This is a genomic window from Sporosarcina limicola, assembly GCF_014873855.1.
Taxonomy (GTDB): domain Bacteria; phylum Bacillota; class Bacilli; order Bacillales_A; family Planococcaceae; genus Sporosarcina; species Sporosarcina limicola.
The window spans coordinates 1-18544 of sequence record NZ_JADBEL010000004.1 but is presented as its reverse complement, the minus strand read 5'-3'; the positions used below and the strand labels follow the sequence as shown (position 1 = coordinate 18544).

Sequence of the window (18544 nt, the reverse complement as noted above, 5' to 3'; positions counted from 1 at the left end):
CAAATTTGTAGTTCGTAATGGTTAATAGGCTTTAGAAAGGGCTTGTTCTAAATCATCAATAATATCCTTAGCATCCTCTAGTCCAACAGACAACCGAATGAGTTCATCCGTTATTTTGGATTTCGCTCGTTCTTCGGCAGGGATTGCGGCATGTGTCATCGAAGCTGGATGCTGCACGAGGGTTTCTGGATCCCCTAAACTAAATGATATGAATGCCAATTTTAATGCATTGATCATTTCTTTGGCTGCGGAAAGTCCGCCTTTCACTTCAAAGGAAACGATGCCCCCCGAATGTTTCATCTGTTTTTGCGCAACTTCATATTGGGGGTGTGTCGTTAATCCTGGATAATACACTTTTTTAATTGCTGGATGTGAAGATAAAAATTCAGCTACTTCCAAAGCAGTTTGACAGTGTTTCTCCATTCGTAATCCGAGTGTTTTTAACCCCCTCAAAACCAAAAATGCATCCCAGGCGCTCAATGACTGTCCTAAATCTGCCATGAAATTTTTCCTAATATTATCAACATCTTTTTTACTTCCAACGATGATTCCAGCTAGGACGTCCCCATGTCCATTCAAATACTTCGTTGCACTATGAACAACAAGGTCTGCCCCTAACTCCAACGGTTTTTGTAAATAAGGCGTCATGAACGTACTGTCAATAATTACTTTTAACCCATGTTTATGCGCCACGATTGCTAGCTTTTCAATGTCTAGTACAGTCAGAACAGGATTGGATGGTGTTTCGATAAAAAGCACCTTTGTATTTTCACGAATCGCCTTCTCTACCTCTTGACTATTCGTACAATCGACAAAATCACTCGTAATGCCAAATCGCGGTGCCATTGTATTTAAAAATTTAAATGTATTTCCGTATATATCTTTTGTACAAATAACATGATCTCCTTGTTTCAAAAAGGCAAGCAATGCACTTGAAATCGCAGCCATCCCACTGCTAAGCCCAAGTCCTGCCTCACCTCCTTCAAGAGCAGCTACTTTTTCTTCCAAAGCCTTCAAGGTCGGATTACCATACCGCCCATAATGGACGCCCTCTTCCTTACCAGAAACAACGGCTTCTGCATGCTCAATACTTTGGAAAGCGTAGCCGACAGCTGGATATAATCCTTGTGTGATCATCCCTCCTTCTTTACTCGGTCCTTGTGCTGTATGAACAATTTCTGTGTTGACTTGCCAATTTACGTTCTTGATAGGACTCACTCCAAACCTCTAATTTATAAGTAGTTTGCTTCTATTAAATCTTAATACATGTATTAAAGAATATTTGTATACAATTAATAATATACTTTCCCAACTAGGTATTGTCAACTGATTCTTTGCATGCTTCATAAACATCCGATTTATCCAAAAATTATTCGTTCATTAGTAGTTAGATATAAAAAGAAGACATCTTTTCAGTTACGATGTAAAGTGACTAAATCAACATCGATAGACAAGAAAAGTGTCTTCTATGAAACAACATATACTTTGGAATCTTAGTGCAGATAACAGACTCACTTCCATCTCAATTATGTAGAATGAAGAAAAAATGTGTATCAAACGTTATTGCAAAAAGACGAAGGCTAGGTTTATCCCGCATCAACGGGCAGGAAAACCCCCTCTGATTGAAGTTTCACTTTATAGCTGATCTAGGTTCTTATAGCCTCGAATTACGTCTAAAGCAATTTTTTTACTTTTTATTAAATGTTCCTGCATCGCTTTTTCTGCATTTGATGCATCTCTGGCAATTATATAATCCAGGACACGTTGATGTTCTTTGGATGAATTTTTTTCGTGGAAATTTTTCGCTGGAACAAGTCTACGATAACGCATAAAATGGTCATTTAATTGATACAAGATCTTAACAGCGGTCTTATTTCCACTAATTTCATACAACATAAAATGAAATTGAGAACTAGTGTTCATAAAATCATCAAATCTTCCCGCTTGTGCCGCCTCATCGCACATACGAATATTATTGTGTAATTGTTGAATTTCCCGTTCCTCAATTTTATCTGTTGCCTGGCGGACGACAACACCCTCCAATAAAATCCGTATTAAAAACATTTCTTCCGCTTCTTTGACGGATATCGGAGCAATTTTCAATCTTCCATTCGGTTGACGAATGAGTAATTCATCTAATTCCAACCTTTGTAATGCTTCTCGTAAAGGCGTCCTACTAATTTTCAATTGGGTTGCTAATTCTTCCTCAATGACTGCTTGACCAGGGAGTAATTCTCCCTCAATAATATTCTTTTTAATTTCAAAATAGGCCACATCTTTTACTGAGACCCTTTTTGTATAGTTTTGATCAAATGTGTACAACTAAAATCACCTCTAACTATCATTTTTTTACGTACTAAAGAACATTTTATGTTTTGAATCTCTCGAAGAAATAATTTCCAATTTAAAGTCTGTGAATGCTACCAGTCAACTTTATAGGTCTATGAATAATTGGAATTAAAGTATATTTGTGTACAATTATATAGTACTTAATTTCTTTTAAATTGTCAACTATTTCCGTTTTTATTAACACAATACTAAAATCGGATAAAATTAATCTTCAATCAGTGGGGTCTTACTGCCCGCTAATGCGGGATAAAAAATTGATGCCCACTGAAATTCTTGGATGATTTTAAAATGTAATTCGAAAAAAGATGATACCAGCATAATACTGGCATCACCTACTAACTTATTGGCAATAAACAACATCTTATTCCAAACTATTTAATTTTTCATTGAAAGTTAAGCCAATTTCCACAAAATACATGACACCTAATTCCAATGCCTTCTCATCAAATACGAATAGAGGATGATGATGCGGATAACTCTCAACTTCCTTAGTATCTCTAGCTCCTAAAAACACAAAGCTGCCTGGCACAATGTTAGAGAAAGCCGAGAAATCTTCACTCCCCATATTTATCTCATCGAGAAGAAAGCTCTCTTCTCCGAACAATTGAATGATTGTTTGTTCTGCAAGTGAAGTGATCGTTTGATCATTCACAATTGAACTGTATCCATTTCGATAGTCCATACGATAAGAACAGTCATTGGCTTCCGTAAGCCCTTTTGCATATTGTTCAATCCATTTCGGAATTTGTTTGCGAACCTCTGGATTGAATGTGCGAACAGTTCCACCAAACGTAGCGAATTCTGGAATTATATTATGCGCAGTACCCCCTTGCATTTTTGTTATTGATAGTATAACGCGATCGGAGGCATCTACCTTCCTAGAAATAAATTGATTGATGCCATTAATGAGCTGCGCAACGATTGCAACTGGATCTATACATTTATGAGGTTTAGCGGCATGTCCGCCTTTCCCTTGAATGGTAACATCAAAAGTATCTCCCGCAGACGTAGTAGGTCCATAGACAACACCAAATACCCCCAGTGGCAGACGCGAAGCAAGATGTAGCCCGGTAATAGCATCGACACCCTCTAACACACCCGCAGCCACCATCTCTTGCGCGCCGCCTGGAAACATTTCTTCCGCATGTTGAAATAAGAAACGAACCTCACCGTGGATATCGTCTTTTAATCCCGATAAAACTTTTGCTGCGCCTAATAACATTGCGGTATGACCATCATGGCCACAAGCATGCATAACGCCATCGTTTTTAGAAGAAAAAGCTAAGTTGGTTTCCTCTTGAATCGGAAGCGCATCCATATCTGCTCGAAAGGCCATTACCTTACCAGGCTTTGAGCCGATTAATCGGGCCATAATGCTTGTTGCTGAGGGCCTTGATAGTTCAAGATTACCGAAAGATTGAAGCGTTTCATAAACATATTGTGCTGTCTTTACTTCTTGAAAGGATAATTCAGGATTTTCATGAAGATGCCGACGCCATTTTATTACTTGCTCCTCAACTTCTTTTACAAGTGTCTTCGTATCAATTGCCTTTTTAGTCATACCCTTCTCCCCCTAATTATTGTTTTATCCCGCATTAACGGGCAGTAAGATCCCCACTTCAAAGTTTAAGGTAACTCGAGAAGACTTAGGTGGGGGATCAACTGCTCGTAAATGCCCGAATGGTTCAACTAACAATCAGTGGGGGATAAGGAACCCCCCTCTGATTGAAGTTTCACTTTATATCCCACTCATGTACGTCATAAAACATTCCCATTGATTTAGGTTCGCCCACAATCATTTTGTCCGAAACTGGTTTAAAGGAATAAGCTGAGAAAAGTGTAATAATCGGCAGATCCACATTAAGTATTTCTTGGAGCTCATTAAAAATTATTTTTCTTTTTGCTGGATCGTCTTCACTTTTACCATCTGCAAAGAGCTGATTGATTTTCGGGTTGTCATAATCCGAATAATTTATCATTCCGCCTTTTTCATGTAAAATATTAGATGAACGATTTGGGTCAACTCTAAGTGGCATACCCATCATAAGCAAATCAAAATCGTGATTTTTCCCCTTTTGCATAAGTGTTGGGAAATCATATTTATTGATTTCAACTTTGAAACCTACCGCTTTAAGATTTTCTGCAATAATTGCAGCTGCCTGTTCGCGTATCTGATTGCCAACCGGAACGGCTAAGTTAATTGGCTTACTTAGATCCCAGTTAGCATCTTTAAGTAGTTTTTTAGACTTCTCTGGATCATATTCATATATCTCAATATCTTGATTATAGTAAGGGTGAATCGTAGTAAAACTGCTATTCACAATTTCCGCTTCGCCTTGAAGTAATGTATCTACTAGCATAGGACGATTGATGGCATGAACGATAGCAAGACGTACACTCGCATCGTCAAAAACATTCATATTGAAAAACATCGTTTGATAATCGAACGGCTTTCCTTGAATCGTTTTAATCCCTTCTATACTTCTTACTTTTTCAAAGTCCTGAACAGGGATTGCCCCAACCCCTGGATGAACCATTTGAATCTCACCCGTTTGTAACTGTGCTACAAGATTAGATGAAGGCATGATCTTAATAATTAGTTTATCAATTTTAGGTGCACCGCGGTAATAATCAGGATTTGCCTTGAACTCAACATAAGAGTCGTTTGCTAATTTTACAAGTGTAAGTGGACCACTTGTAACAGTAGGGTTCTCCATAAATGGATCTAGGTGAAGCTTGTCTGGGTCAATATCCTTTAAAACATGTTTTGGAATAATATTAATCAGATAACCTAAGTTTTCTTTTAAGATGTTTGGATCGATTGGATTTTTTGTTTTAACTGAAAATGTTTTTTCATCAATGATTTCAAACCCTGTTATACTTTCTTCACCTTCAGGGAGACGCCCATCATCGTCAAGCCCTTCAATAACACTAAGCGAAGGTAATCCTAAACTATGAACATCGGGGTTCGCCATCGTATTCAAAGTGAAAAGAATGTCCTCCGATGAAACGGGTTTGCCATCTGTCCAATTTGCTTCCGGTTCAATTGTAATTGTGAATGTTTGATTATCATCCGATTTAAATTCTTTTGCCAATTTAGGAATGAATTCTAATTCTTCATTCACATCATAAAGCGAATCGAATAATAGATTGATTACTTCTCTTGATCCGACATCCGCTGTGTTAATGGGATTGATTGAACTAATTGGATTGACTATACCGACCGAGACAATTTTTTCACCGCTAGCTGAGTTAGGTGATGCTGGTGTTTTAGATGAATCCGCATCATTCTTTGTACAAGCACTTAGGATCAGCAGTAGTGCAAGTCCAATAAGTGGGAATATTTTTATCAAATGTTTTTTCATAGATAGCCCTCCGTTTTCTAATTTGTCATTTTTGGATCTAATGCATCACGTAGACCATCGCCTACAAAGTTTATAGCAAGAACAGTTATCACTATCATGATACCCGGTGGAATCCATAGCCACGGTTGTGAAGAAATCACAGTGATGGACTGAGCATCTGTCAGCATATTTCCCCAACTTGAGATTGGTGGCTGAACGCCCATTCCTAAATAACTTAGAGAGGCTTCAATAATAATTGCTGCCGCAATCCCAAATGTGGCATGAACAAGAAGTGGCGCCATAACATTTGGTAAAATGTGACTGAATAAAATACGCGGTGTACTTATTCCTAGGACGACGGCAGATTTCACAAAATCAACTTCTTTAAGCGAAAGAACACTTCCTCTCACAAGTCGAGCCACTGATGGCCAACCAAGGACACCGAGAATTACGATAATATTGAGTAGACTGGGACCAAATATACTTACTACAACCAGAATAACCATCAATTGGGGGAAGGACATAAAAACATCTGTGATACGCATAAAAATCATATCTACCCGACCACCGAAATAGCCAGATACAGCCCCGATAATTGTGCCGATTACAGTATAAATAAGGACGGATCCAAACCCCACCATAAGAGATACGCGTGAAGCATACAGAATTCTACTAAATACATCTCGCCCAACTAAATCGGTTCCTAGCCAATATTCAGCGGAAGGTGGAGCTCCAAAAGCAGCATTAATTTGGTAAGGATCTTTTGTTGCAATAAACGGCGCAAAGATCGCCACTAGCATAATCAGAAATAAGACAATCAACCCAATAACGGCTAATTTATGGTTAAGAAACCGTTTTGCTATTATTCGGAAATAGCTTTCCTCTTTTTCAAGATTATGCAGAATTTCTTGTTTATCATGTTGATGTTGATTTGGATTCAACTCTTTCCTTTTCTTCGTTTCCACCACTGGCACAGGTACACACCACCTTTCATTAGTTATTTTTGATCCTTGGATCGGCGACTGAATAGAGGATATCCGTGGCGAAGTTAGCCACTAAAACAATAACCGCTGTTAGCAGATTAATTGCCATTAAGGTTGGATAGTCCCGCGACATGATGGATTGAATGGTTAACAGACCCATACCTGGCCACTGAAATACCTGTTCTGTAATTACTGCTCCACCAATGAGTAAAGGAATCTCTAGCCCGATAACAGTAATTATTGGAATTAACGCATTTTTTAGCGCATGTTTATTTGTTACAACAAATTCCCTTAGCCCCTTCGCTCGGGCCGTACGAAGATAATCTTGTCCAAGCACATCTAACATACTCGCTCGAACATAACGAATCTTTTTCCCTGCAATACCAGTGGCTAAAACAAATACAGGAAGGATAAGATGTTCTACTCGATCGACAAATCCCCCACCACTTCCCAGCGTCATCATGCCACCTGTAGGTAATAATTGTAATTGTACGGAGAAAATATAGATGGCTCCTAATCCAAGAAAAAAATGGGGAATTGAAATCCCTAAAAAGGAGAATCCGGTTGTTGCATAATCGAGTTTGCTGTACTGTTTTGTAGCGCTAAGAATACCGATTGGAATCGCTATCAATAGACCAAAGAAAAGTGCTAATCCCATTAAAAGCAGTGTTGGACCCATTCGCTCCAAGAGAACTTGGGTTACAGGTTCGTATGTAGAATACGAGTAACCAAGATCACCATGGAGTAAGCTATTCATCCAACGGAAATACTGAATCACCATGGGATCATTCAACCCCATCCGCTCTTTTTCTAATTCTATTTGCGCAGGAGTTGCATCGGGATTCACAAACATTTCAACTGGATTTCCTGGGGCCATGTTGATAATAATGAAATTAAAAATTGTTACACCAATCAATACAGGAATTGCAATTAATAGTCTGCGCATAATATATGATGCCATTGTCACACCTTCTTTCTATCTAGATTTACTCATAGACGTATTCCTGCATTCCACTTTTTCTCGTCATTAACGGCAAAGCATGCTACCGGATGTTTTTCGCCTTTTAGTAAAGGTTCTTCATCTCGACATATGGATTTTGCAAGCGGACAACGTGAATAAAAATTACATCCTTTTTGTAAGTTTGACGGATTTGGTACATCTCCCGAGATGATGATACGCTCTTTTGAACGAAGCTCAGGGTTCGGTATTGGATACGCACTTAATAAAGCTTTTGTATACGGATGCTGTGGATTCATGAAAATTTCTTCTGTTTTTGCAATCTCTACAATTTTCCCTAAATACATCACTGCAATTCGATCGCTAATATATTTTACAGCGCCTAATCCATGTGCGATAAACAGGAACGTTAAATTTAATTCCTTTTGTAAGTCTTTTAATAAGTTTAAGATTTGCGCTTGAATAGATACATCAAGGGCTGAAACAGGTTCATCGCAGATAATCAATTTCGGGTTTAATGAAAGCGCACGTGCAATTCCTATTCGTTGGCGTTGTCCCCCTGAAAATTCATGCGGATAACGATTTTTAAAGGCTCTTGGCAACCCCACCAATTCAAGGAGCTCATCAACACGTTTCGAAACTAGTTGAGGCTCTACAATCCGATGAACCCTTATCGGCTCTTCAAGAATATCTTTTACTCGTTTACGAGGATTTAATGAAGAATAGGGATCCTGAAATATGATTTGTAAATCACGTCGAACTTTTTTCATTTCAGAACCGGAACCGCTTAATATATCCTTATTATCAAAAAAGACATTTCCTGCTGTTGCTCGCTCTAATCCAACTAGCGTTTTACCAACAGTTGATTTTCCGCAGCCCGACTCCCCTACAAGCCCTAATGTTTCACCTGGATTTATATGAAAATCCACCCCATCAACAGCCTTTATAGAACCAACGTTTCTCGAAAACACACCTTTTTTAATGGAGTAGTGGGTCTTTAGGTTTTCTACTCTTAATAAAGGAGCTATATTTTCTACAGTGAATGCATCCACCATGGATCACTCCTTATTGTGTTTTTCTGTTTTAACTAACCAACATCTAGATTTATGGGTATCATTGATTTGGAATAAATCGGGTCTTTCCTGTTTACATTGCTCAGTTACATAAGGGCATCTTGTATGAAATCTGCACCCTTTCGGCATATTTTGCGGTGTTGGAACTGTGCCGGGAATGGAAGATAATCTTTCTTCCTCTTCATATTCAATATGTGGAATTGAAGCCATCAACCCTTGTGTATATGGATGCTTCGGATTTTTGAATAACGTGAAAACATCTGCCTCTTCAACAATTTGACCCGCGTACATGACAATGACCTTATCTGCCATTTCCGCAATAACCCCTAAATCATGTGTGATAAACATGATTGCCGTCTCCGATTCTTCCTTGAGATTCCTCATCAGCTCCAAAATTTGTGCCTGAATTGTAACATCAAGTGCAGTAGTCGGTTCATCAGCTATTAAAAGTTTTGGCTTGCACGCAAGCGCCATTGCAATAACGACTCGTTGCCGCATCCCTCCAGATAAGACATGTGGATATTCCTTCATGACTTCTTCTGCCCTTGGAATTCTAACTTTCTCCAACATCTCTATCGCATAACTTCTCGCCTCTTTTGTACTAAGCTTCATATGTAGCTTAATGCCCTCTATCATTTGATTGCCAATCGTAAAAACAGGGTTTAACGACGTCATTGGTTCTTGGAAAATCATTGAAATCTGATTCCCTCTGATTTTACGAAAATCACTTTCAGAAGTTTGTGCAAGATCCTCGTTATCGAAATAAATATTACCCTTTTTCACTCTTCCTTTTTTTCCAAGTAGTCCGATAATTGACAAGGAAGTAATGCTCTTTCCACAACCCGATTCGCCTACTATACCCAAAGTCTCACCAGCATTTAATGTGAAACTAATCTCATCCACTGCTATTATTTCGCTTTTTTCAGATTGAAAAGCTGTTTGCAGATTAACCACTTCTAATAGATGCTTCATAAATTTCACCACCCTTCTTCTAAAAAAGAAACTCACTCCCCTTCACGATGGAGTACTTTTTATGTTTCAATTTTAAATATGTACAACAGCAGATAGGTAATCGATTCTGTTTTTGCAACTATCTTTTCATGAAACGCTACCCTTTCTCTATTAAATTTAATAAATTCATAGTTATGATCAAAAATGTTTAAATAAATTCACCTTTGATTACCACCACCTTTTTAATACATGTATTAAAGAATATTTGTATACAATAAATAATATACTTTCTCGAATAGGTATTGTCAACTGATTTTTTGTATGCTTCAAAAATATCCAATTACTCTAAAAGTAACAGTTCTACTATTTTCGATTGCTATTTCCTGTGATTACATATTAAAAAGGGTACCCAGTCATTAGTTAATGACCAGGTACCCTTCTTTTGTCTATCACAATAGGCTTTATACACATTACTTAACATACTCTTTAAGAACCTTTCTCGCCTCATCGTTCACCTTATTTATATCGACATCTTCCACTTTCTCATCATTCATTTCATAATTCCGCTTCAACTGAATCACCCTTTTCACACTGGTATTTATGCGATCTTCAGTTATTTCCCCACCTTGAACAGCGATTCGAAGCGCATTGACCGCTGCTTTCACTTTCTCATAATCATGCGCAACCATTATGATATCACTTCCCGCTTTAACGGATTCCACTGCTGCCTGGCCAATATCGAAGTGCTTTGTAATGGCACGCATCGTCATGTCGTCAGTCATTACCACCCCGTCAAATCCGAGTTTATTTCTTAATAGATCCGTTATAATTGACTTTGATAATGATGACGGAAATTTGGCATCGATCTTCGGAAGCAAAATATGGGCAACCATAATGACATCTGCTCCATTTTCAATTGACTGTTTAAAAGGAATTAATTCTAAATCTTGCAGTTCATCAATGTTTTTATTCACCTGCGGAAGATCAAAATGTGAATCAACGGCTGTATCTCCATGGCCCGGGAAATGTTTGACGACAGAAATAACGTTTTGCGACTGTATTCCTTTCATCGTCTGAATACCGAGTGCGCTTACGACAACCTCATCTTTTCCGAATGAACGATTCCCAATCACTGGATTATTCGGATTACTATTGATATCTAAGACTGGGGCAAAATCCATATTGAAACCGAACGCTTTCACTTGTTCCCCTAACATCGCGCCAACTTCAAAAGAAAATTGGGGGTTATTTATTTTCCCAATGATTTTATTTGTCGGGATTTTCGCAACTTCTTTTGGCAGCCTAGAAACCTGCCCGCCTTCCTGGTCAACACCTAGAAATAGCGGGAGACGATTCGTGCTATTCGCTGACTTAATATGACTTAAAAAGGTAACGACTTGTCGCGTATCACTCATATTTTCGGCATACAAAATTAGCCCCCCAACTTTATAGTCATTGATGAGAGATTTCGTATTTGAATCGATGGCCGTTCCGTCAATTCCTGCCAACATCAGCTGTCCAATTTTTTCATTCAGGCTCATAGTTGAAACGATTTTATCGATTATTATTTGTTCTTCTGTAAATTCATCAATAGTTGTTGTTTCATGGCTAGAAATAATCAAATCCGGATTCAACAGCGTCTCCTCATTTCTAGGATTTTGAGTTTGTTCGACAACGTCGCTATTTCCAGCGTTTCGCTTACTTCGATTTTCAAAAATCAAGAGGACAATCAAAACAATGATGATTGGTACTAGTAAATAGATAGGTTTCTTAACCACTGGATGCCCCCTAACTGGCTACTCAATCTTAATTTCTTTCGTACGTCCAGCATACCAAGTATAAAACGAATCTGCCAGTTCCACCGGGACGTCCTTAATTCCTGTGTGATGTACCGGTTTGGCACGATTAATGGTTCCAATCGACGCAAGTCCAAGAAGTTGTTGAAATTTATTGCGCGTTACTTTTACTTCAATTACCTTCTCTCGCTTTGATACGAAGAGCTCTGTTTGAAGACTTCCTGTTTTAAATTGCATGAACTTACCGTTTAAAATATAGCGGGTATTCATATAATCAAGGAATCTAGAGACAATGATGAAGATGAGTAGCCCTGCAGATAGTATCCACCATGAGTGCGTATGATTAATAATAGGTGGCTTGAAATAAAGCAGTGCTGCTGTCGCAATGATCCAAATCCAGCTAGGTTTTAACAGTCGAATCCACAATGACTTTTTCGGAAGACGTTCCATCGTTTGAGTCACTTCATAGGACGGTAAAATCTCCGAAATCATTTCATACGCACGTCCAACAGGCAGAAATGGATAGAGTGAATTTGTATCCAGTGCATCCTCGCCAAGACTCCCTGCACTGATCAATTTGATTTCTGCAAGTCCAAGAAGGCGTTTCATTAGCGATTGTGTAATTTCAATCGCCTGAACTTTATCCTTTTCTATCGTGAATGCAGACTCATCGACTACACCCTTAGTTATGTAGATACGTTCATGATCAGAAGAAATTTCATATTTTCCATACTTAAGAAACGCCCTCACGATTCCGAAAGTGATAGAAGCGATAATAAGAATGACTACGAGTATCGTAATAACCCACCAGGAGTTCATGATAGAGGCTAGAAATCCTTCTGCCTTATCCTCCACATTAACAATGTCATTGATTTTAGAATAGAAAGAAGTAACCAATGGAATGAGAATTAAAAAACTAAGTGATGTGAAGGATGCTTTTAAAACATCTTTTCTAGTGGGTTTAAAATGAATCGTACGAGCCGAATCCAATTTCACTATCTTCTCATCAGTATGTGGTTGACCCATTTCATCTGAATCAGCTTGGTCGGTAGTCGCCTTATCTAGCGTCATACGTTTCACATGGATTTCAATTCTGTTTGCTTCCTTACGGGAAATCACGTCAAATTTTACAGCTGTGTCGGTACCCGTTTCAAACGTGATAGACGTGCCACCAAAAATTCGGTGAAAGAGTGTCGTCCGACGTTGTACATTGTGGATTTTAGTGAAAGGAACAGTTTGCTCAAATTTATTAAATAATCCTTTATACATATAAAAAGAAGAGCTGTCTACCTTGTATTTGCGTGTAAACCATTTCAAAATGATTGAACTAACTGTTATCCCAACGAATAGATAGAACGCAATTCTTCCATATTTAATGAACGTTGATTCCGATCCACTTTTGAGGACAAAAAGAAAGATTACAAGAAAAAAAGCGTTTTTAGCTAAACCCCAGAGATCTAACAGCATGGTAAGTGGATTATATCTTTTTAATTGAATCATTGCCCCACTTCCCTTATTTTCGCGAAATGAGCAATTCGGTCCCTTAACTCAATTGCGACTTCTTCAGGTAACGCTGGAATTCCATGGGATGACCCCATCGTTTCAATGGATAACGAATAAAGTCCATATTTTCTAAGAAGGGGTCCTTGATTTGTTGCGACAGATTGTATTTTTGTCATTGGTACTAGTTGATGCTCTTCATTAAATGCGCCAGATTTTAATTGTAAAAACTCTTCGTTCAAATCATAACGCCAATTTTTATATAACAAATAAGGCTGAATGAAGATTGACCAAATTGCGGATAATACTGTCAATCCAACGATTCCATAAAGAATCCAGCCAATCCACTCTTTCCATTCAAATAAACTATCCAAATAGAATATGACTGCAATAACGATGAACGCGATTAGATGACTGATTGTCTCACTAATCATCCATACTTTGACCGCGTCTTTCGATAACCGTTTTTCGGGTGCGGGAATTTGTGAATACATTAAACCACTCCTAAAATTTTTCTAACTTATATACGTTTAAAAAGTGAAATGGTTCCAATAAATTTTCCCTTGAACCTTCAAACGTAAAAGGGTCCAATGTATGAATTCACCTCATACGCTGAACCCCTTTTGCATTCATTTATTCAAATACGTCTTTCCATTCACTACGTTTTTCAAGCAATTGTTGTGCAAGTTCTTTTGCTCCCTCTAAGCTGTGACTAGCTGCCCAGCCGCATTGAATCTCATTACAAGCAGGAACTTCTTCTGCAACTAAAACGTCGTTCAAGGTTTTTTCCAACGCCTCCAAAATACCCGTATAATCATCATGATTAATAACTGCTAGATAAAAACCTGTTTGGCATCCCATTGGACTTAAATCCACAACATGCTCGAGATGATTGCGAACATTCTCTGCCATCAAATGTTCCAAAGAATGGAGTGCCGGCATTTCCATATGTTCTTTGTTCGGTTGCTTTAAACGGATGTCATATTTAAAAATTTTATCTCCGTTTTGACCTTCTGTAACCCCTGCTAAACGTACATATGGAGCCTTGACTTTGGTATGATCCAGGTTGAAACTTTCTACATTCATTTTCTTCACCATTTCATTTCCACTCCCATTCTTTAATTACTTTCCGTTTAAGCTATAAAACACCTTCTACAGGAATAGCCCCTCGACCCGCGCAAATTGTCAAAAAAACAACTTTACGAGAGTCAAGGGGCCTCCGGTTAACCGGTCAGCTCCATTTTAATACTTCAAGCATGCTATACCGTACATTCATCAGGGGGCTGCTTTCTTCATTTCCGTTCGTGTCCTGTCTTATCCCTGCTTCACAAGCTGTTCTTCTCTTACCTCTTTTGCCGCCTCAACCATAAGCTGTAAAGCTGCGATTGTTTCGGGTTCTTGTCTTGTTTTCAACCCACAATCCGGGTTAATCCAGAATTGATTGGCAGGAATTGTTTTTAACGCTCGATCAATATTTCCTTTGATCTCCTCTTTGCTAGGAACACGCGGACTATGAATATCATAGACGCCTAGGCCAATCTCTTTATCATACGTATTGGCTTCAAATGTCGAAATAAGATCTCCGTGACTGCGTGACGTTTCAATCGAGATTACGTCCGCATCCAATCCACTGATTGCATCAAAAATGTCCTTAAAATCAGAATAGCACATATGGGTATGAATTTGTGTGCTATTTTGTACCGAAGCAGTTGCTAATTTAAATGAATACACCGCTGCGTGTAAGTAGTCTTCCCATTTATCCCGACTAAGTGGAAGTCCTTCGCGAAGTGCTGGCTCATCTACTTGGATTACAGTAATATTATTCTTTTCCAACTCTTCAATCTCATGACGAAGAGCAAGTGCAATCTGGTTCAACACATCGAAACGAGGAATCCCATCCCGTACAAATGACCAGTTCAAAATCGTGACTGGACCTGTAAGCATTCCCTTCACTTTCTTCTCCGTCAATGATTGCGCATAGACACTTTCTTTGATTGTCATCGGCTTATCGAATGAAACATCCCCGCAAATCAACGGCGGTTTCACACAGCGTGATCCATAAGATTGCACCCAACCAAATTTTGTCACTTCAAACCCATTCAATTTTTCGCCAAAGTATTCAACCATGTCCGTGCGTTCAAATTCACCGTGAACTAACACGTCAAGTCCGATTTCTTCTTGAATTTCAATCCACTTTTTAATCTCATGCTGGATGAATTGTTCGTATTCCCCTCCGGTAATATCACCTTTCCGCCATTTTGATCGTTGCTGTCTTACTTCGGCTGTTTGTGGTAAACTACCGATTGTTGTTGTCGGGAGTAATGGCAATTGAAGTACTTCTCTTTGTTCTATAATTCGTTCGCTGAATGGTAGCGAACGATTGGCGCTTAGTTGTTCAGCACCATTTTCACTAACTGGACTTTGACGGTATTTTGAGGAGTTCAAGTTGTCTATCGACTGTTTACTTGCCTTTAGTTCAGTAGCAATTTGTTCTTCTCCGCCCTGTAATCCTTTGACCAGTGCTACTACTTCCTCTAGTTTTTCATCTGCAAACGATAACGCATCTTGGAGTATTGGATTCAACGTTTCTTCCGATCTTTTCGTTACCGGAACATGTTGCAAGGAGCATGAAGGTTGGACAATGATTCGCTCTTTATCTACATACAATTGGATTGCTTCCAGGAGACCCAACTTCTTTTCCAAATCCGCACGCCATACGTTTCGCCCGTCAATGACACCAGCGGCAAGTACTTTGTTTTCAGGGAAGCCATATTGACTCAATAACGGAAGCGTATCGCCGTGAACAAAATCGAGACCAATCGCAGCAACAGGGAAATTCACAAGTTCTTCATAGCAGTCGACTGTTTCAAAATACGTTTGTAAAATTAGTTTTATTCCTGGAACCGCTTCATTAATTGCGACATAGACCTGACGAATTAGGCTTATATCTTCTTTCGTTAAACTTTTTCCAAAGATTGGTTCATCCACTTGAACCCATTGGACGCCTGCTTCTTGAAGCTCTTGCAATACTTGAATATAAAGAGGAAGGAACTTTTTCAAAAGTATGCTAAAATCCTCTTCCGCATACCCTTTTCCTAACTTCAAAAACGTTGCAGGGCCTAGTAAAACCGGCTTACCTTCTATCCCCAATTCCTCTTTTGCTTCCTTATAAAACGCCAGGGGCCTATTTTCTTTTAGAATTGGAGTTATTTCATTCAACTCAGGAACAATATAATGATAGTTTGTGTTAAACCATTTTGTCATTTCTGAGGCAATCGCATTTTTCGATCCACGTGCTACGGCAAAATAAGTTTCTAAAGCGGATTCCTCGTCAGTAGTCAAAAAGCGTTCAGGTACTACGCCAAACATGATTGACGTATCCAACACATGATCATATAAAGAAAAGTCGCCTACAGGAATAAGATCAATTCCCTTTTCCTGCTGTTTTCTTAACCCATCCAAACGCAATGCCTTTGTTTCCGCTAGTAACTCTGCTTCCGTACTAGCACCTTTCCAAAACTTTTCTAACGCTTTCTTCCACTCACGTTTTTCACCAATTCTTGGGTACCCGATAGATGAACTTTTTACTGTTGTCATTCTTTTTTCCTCCTCAAATTATTAAACTTTTTCAACAAGCCCTAATTCATTTTCTTTCCTTCTCAGCTGAATATAATTCGCTAATTCCACACTCAAACCGTAACGGGTGAATGGTGTAATCAAATAGACACCATTGAAATGTTCAATCACCGTATCAACTAATTCTTTAGCGATGATCATTCCTTCTTGTACAGCTTGCCGTGGATCATGCGAAACAGCGGCCATTCTATTACGAATTTCATCTGTCAGTTTGATGCCAGGAACTTCATTGTGAAGAAATTCTGCATTTTTACTTGAAACTAAAGGCATGATTCCAATGAAAATGGGTGTATCCAGATGTTTTGTTGCTTCCTTAACTTCAAGTATTTTCTCTCTGCTGAATATGGGTTGTGTCATGATAAAATCTGCACCATATTGAATTTTCTTCTCCAATCGCTCAACCGCCTTTTCAATATTCCGAACATTAGGGTTAAATGCTGCCGCAACATTGAATGCTGTTCTTTGTTGGAGCGATTTCCCTGAAAAAGAAATTCCTTTATTGAACTTTTTGATCAGTTGAATTAATTCAAACGATGTTACATCAAATACAGAAGTCGCCCCTGGAAAATCACCAATCTTGGTCGGGTCACCTGTGACTGCCAATACGTCTCGCATTCCAAGTGTATGTAACCCCATTAGGTGTGATTGCAATCCGATTAAATTCCGGTCCCGACAGGTGATATGAACGATGGCAGGGATACCAATTTCTTTTTCCATGCGAAACGCCATAGCCATATTACATACACGCGGAGATGCCAGTGAATTATCTGCAAGTGTGATACGATCAACGCCAGCATCCTTCAGCGCCTTCGCTCCTTCAAAAAATATGTCCGTTTCCAAATGTCTTGGAGTGCCTAATTCAACAATAATGGATGTTTGTGTTTTGACCTTCTCGAACAACGGAAGTGAATCCGGCTGTTTGGTTTCAGTCACTACAATCTTGGTTTGTCTTTTCACCTCCTTAAACTGTAAGGGTTGAAGATTTTCAATCCCCTTTGCAAATGCACGGATATGTTCCGGAGTCGTGCCGCAACAGCCCCCCATTAACCTGATACCTTCATCTCGAAATAGTTTTCCGTATTTTTCAAAGTAACCCGGCTCCGTCTTATATAGCAATTTTCCATCTTGGTATTCTGGTAAACTGGCATTCGGGTAGGCAGCAAGAAATGCTTTTTGAGGCAGCGGAACTGTCTCAAGTGCTTTTAGCATATGATGGGGACCCAATCTACAGTTGATACCTACAACATCCGCACCCAAATCTTCTAATCGTAGCAGCGCATCCGACAAGTCCATACCATTCTGTAAGACGCCCGGCTCATGCATCGACACATTTGTAATAATCGGGATATCTGTCTCTTCACGTGCAATCGCCAAAACAGTGGTCAGTTCATCCAAATCATAATACGTTTCTAAAAGTAGCCCATCGACCCCCTCCAATAGCAAGCAATAAAGTTGTTCCCGAAAGCTCCGTTTAATCTCCTCCGTCATGCCGAAGTGTAGACCTGAGCCGTGAATTCCTCCGATGTTACCAACGACAAATGCATCTTTCTTTACCGCATTTCTAGCAATTCGGACGGCGGCACTATTAATTTTCTTCACTTGATCCTCTAATCCATATCTTGAAAGTTTGATATAGTTGGCACCGTACGTGTTCGTTTGAATCACATTGGCCCCAGCATCTCTATAGGCCTGATGTACACGTAGAACTTCTTCAGGATGGGTTAGATTCAATTCTTCAAAACTACGATCAATGCCATACGAGTATAGTAGAGTTCCAATTGCTCCATCCCCTATCAATATTCGCTCCTTTAAACTTTCCAATAAGTTCAATTTACTATTCCCCCTTTCTGCTTTTTGAAATCGAGTAGGAGGCTAATCATTATTTGATCAGCCGACCTCTCACACCACCGTACGTACCGTTCGGTATACGGCGGTTCAACCTTTTAAGTATCGA

14 protein-coding genes are annotated in these 18544 nt (G+C 39.0%); all 14 read right to left on the bottom strand.

Annotated elements, in window-relative coordinates; all coding sequences use genetic code 11:
• Nucleotides 1-21 precede the first annotated feature (21 nt).
• Complete coding sequence (locus H4683_RS04970; RefSeq protein ID WP_192597951.1) at nt 22-1209, bottom strand: aminotransferase class I/II-fold pyridoxal phosphate-dependent enzyme; 1188 nt, start codon at nt 1207-1209, stop codon at nt 22-24.
• Nucleotides 1210-1635: 426 nt separating this feature from the next.
• Nucleotides 1636-2322 (bottom strand): GntR family transcriptional regulator, encoded by a 687-nt coding sequence (locus H4683_RS04965; RefSeq protein ID WP_192597739.1) that lies wholly within the window; start codon nt 2320-2322, stop codon nt 1636-1638.
• A 388-nt stretch (nt 2323-2710) separates the two neighbouring features.
• Nucleotides 2711-3910, bottom strand: coding sequence for a M20 metallopeptidase family protein (locus H4683_RS04960; protein WP_192597738.1), 1200 nt, complete (start codon nt 3908-3910; stop codon nt 2711-2713).
• A gap of 172 nt (nt 3911-4082) precedes the next feature.
• Nucleotides 4083-5714 (bottom strand): ABC transporter substrate-binding protein, encoded by a 1632-nt coding sequence (locus tag H4683_RS04955; protein ID WP_192597737.1) that lies wholly within the window; start codon nt 5712-5714, stop codon nt 4083-4085.
• A gap of 17 nt (nt 5715-5731) precedes the next feature.
• Complete coding sequence (gene opp4C / locus H4683_RS04950; RefSeq protein ID WP_338062404.1) at nt 5732-6598, bottom strand: oligopeptide ABC transporter permease; 867 nt, start codon at nt 6596-6598, stop codon at nt 5732-5734.
• 88 nt (nt 6599-6686) lie between these two features.
• The gene (locus H4683_RS04945) at nt 6687-7637 is read right to left on the bottom strand and encodes an ABC transporter permease (RefSeq protein ID WP_192597736.1); all 951 of its coding nucleotides are present in this window, start codon (nt 7635-7637) and stop codon (nt 6687-6689) included.
• A 29-nt stretch (nt 7638-7666) separates the two neighbouring features.
• On the bottom strand, nt 7667-8686 hold the full coding sequence (locus tag H4683_RS04940; RefSeq protein ID WP_338062395.1) for an ABC transporter ATP-binding protein: 1020 nt from the start codon (nt 8684-8686) through the stop codon (nt 7667-7669).
• Nucleotides 8687-8692: 6 nt separating this feature from the next.
• Complete coding sequence (locus H4683_RS04935) at nt 8693-9679, bottom strand: ABC transporter ATP-binding protein (RefSeq protein WP_192597734.1); 987 nt, start codon at nt 9677-9679, stop codon at nt 8693-8695.
• 449 nt (nt 9680-10128) lie between these two features.
• A complete protein-coding gene (gene nagZ / locus H4683_RS04930; protein WP_338062394.1) occupies nt 10129-11436 on the bottom strand; it encodes a beta-N-acetylhexosaminidase in 1308 nt (435 codons plus the stop codon).
• An 18-nt stretch (nt 11437-11454) separates the two neighbouring features.
• Nucleotides 11455-12954: a PH domain-containing protein gene (locus H4683_RS04925; protein ID WP_192597733.1), complete on the bottom strand. Its 1500-nt coding sequence runs from the start codon at nt 12952-12954 to the stop codon at nt 11455-11457.
• Nucleotides 12951-13448 (bottom strand): PH domain-containing protein, encoded by a 498-nt coding sequence (locus tag H4683_RS04920; RefSeq protein ID WP_192597732.1) that lies wholly within the window; start codon nt 13446-13448, stop codon nt 12951-12953. The genes H4683_RS04925 and H4683_RS04920 overlap by 4 nt, the downstream gene beginning before the upstream one ends.
• Before the next feature lie 139 nt (nt 13449-13587).
• Nucleotides 13588-14049, bottom strand: a complete 462-nt coding sequence (locus tag H4683_RS04915) for an S-ribosylhomocysteine lyase (RefSeq protein WP_338062403.1) — start codon at nt 14047-14049, stop codon at nt 13588-13590.
• A 219-nt stretch (nt 14050-14268) separates the two neighbouring features.
• The gene (metE, locus tag H4683_RS04910; protein ID WP_192597730.1) at nt 14269-16551 is read right to left on the bottom strand and encodes a 5-methyltetrahydropteroyltriglutamate--homocysteine S-methyltransferase; all 2283 of its coding nucleotides are present in this window, start codon (nt 16549-16551) and stop codon (nt 14269-14271) included.
• Nucleotides 16552-16572: 21 nt separating this feature from the next.
• Nucleotides 16573-18420: a bifunctional homocysteine S-methyltransferase/methylenetetrahydrofolate reductase gene (locus H4683_RS04905; RefSeq protein WP_192597729.1), complete on the bottom strand. Its 1848-nt coding sequence runs from the start codon at nt 18418-18420 to the stop codon at nt 16573-16575.
• Between the last annotated feature and the right edge of the window lie 124 nt (nt 18421-18544).

Excerpts from the sequence above, each read along its gene's own strand:
- H4683_RS04935 (WP_192597734.1), bottom strand. The coding sequence starts at position 9,679 with ATGAAGCATCTATTAGAAGTGGTTAATCTGCAAACAGCTTTTCAATCT.
- H4683_RS04955 (WP_192597737.1), bottom strand. The coding sequence starts at position 5,714 with ATGAAAAAACATTTGATAAAAATATTCCCACTTATTGGACTTGCACTA.
- metE (WP_192597730.1), bottom strand. The coding sequence starts at position 16,551 with ATGACAACAGTAAAAAGTTCATCTATCGGGTACCCAAGAATTGGTGAA.
- H4683_RS04920 (WP_192597732.1), bottom strand. The coding sequence starts at position 13,448 with ATGTATTCACAAATTCCCGCACCCGAAAAACGGTTATCGAAAGACGCG.
- H4683_RS04925 (WP_192597733.1), bottom strand. The coding sequence starts at position 12,954 with ATGATTCAATTAAAAAGATATAATCCACTTACCATGCTGTTAGATCTC.
- H4683_RS04945 (WP_192597736.1), bottom strand. The coding sequence starts at position 7,637 with ATGGCATCATATATTATGCGCAGACTATTAATTGCAATTCCTGTATTG.
- H4683_RS04960 (WP_192597738.1), bottom strand. The coding sequence starts at position 3,910 with ATGACTAAAAAGGCAATTGATACGAAGACACTTGTAAAAGAAGTTGAG.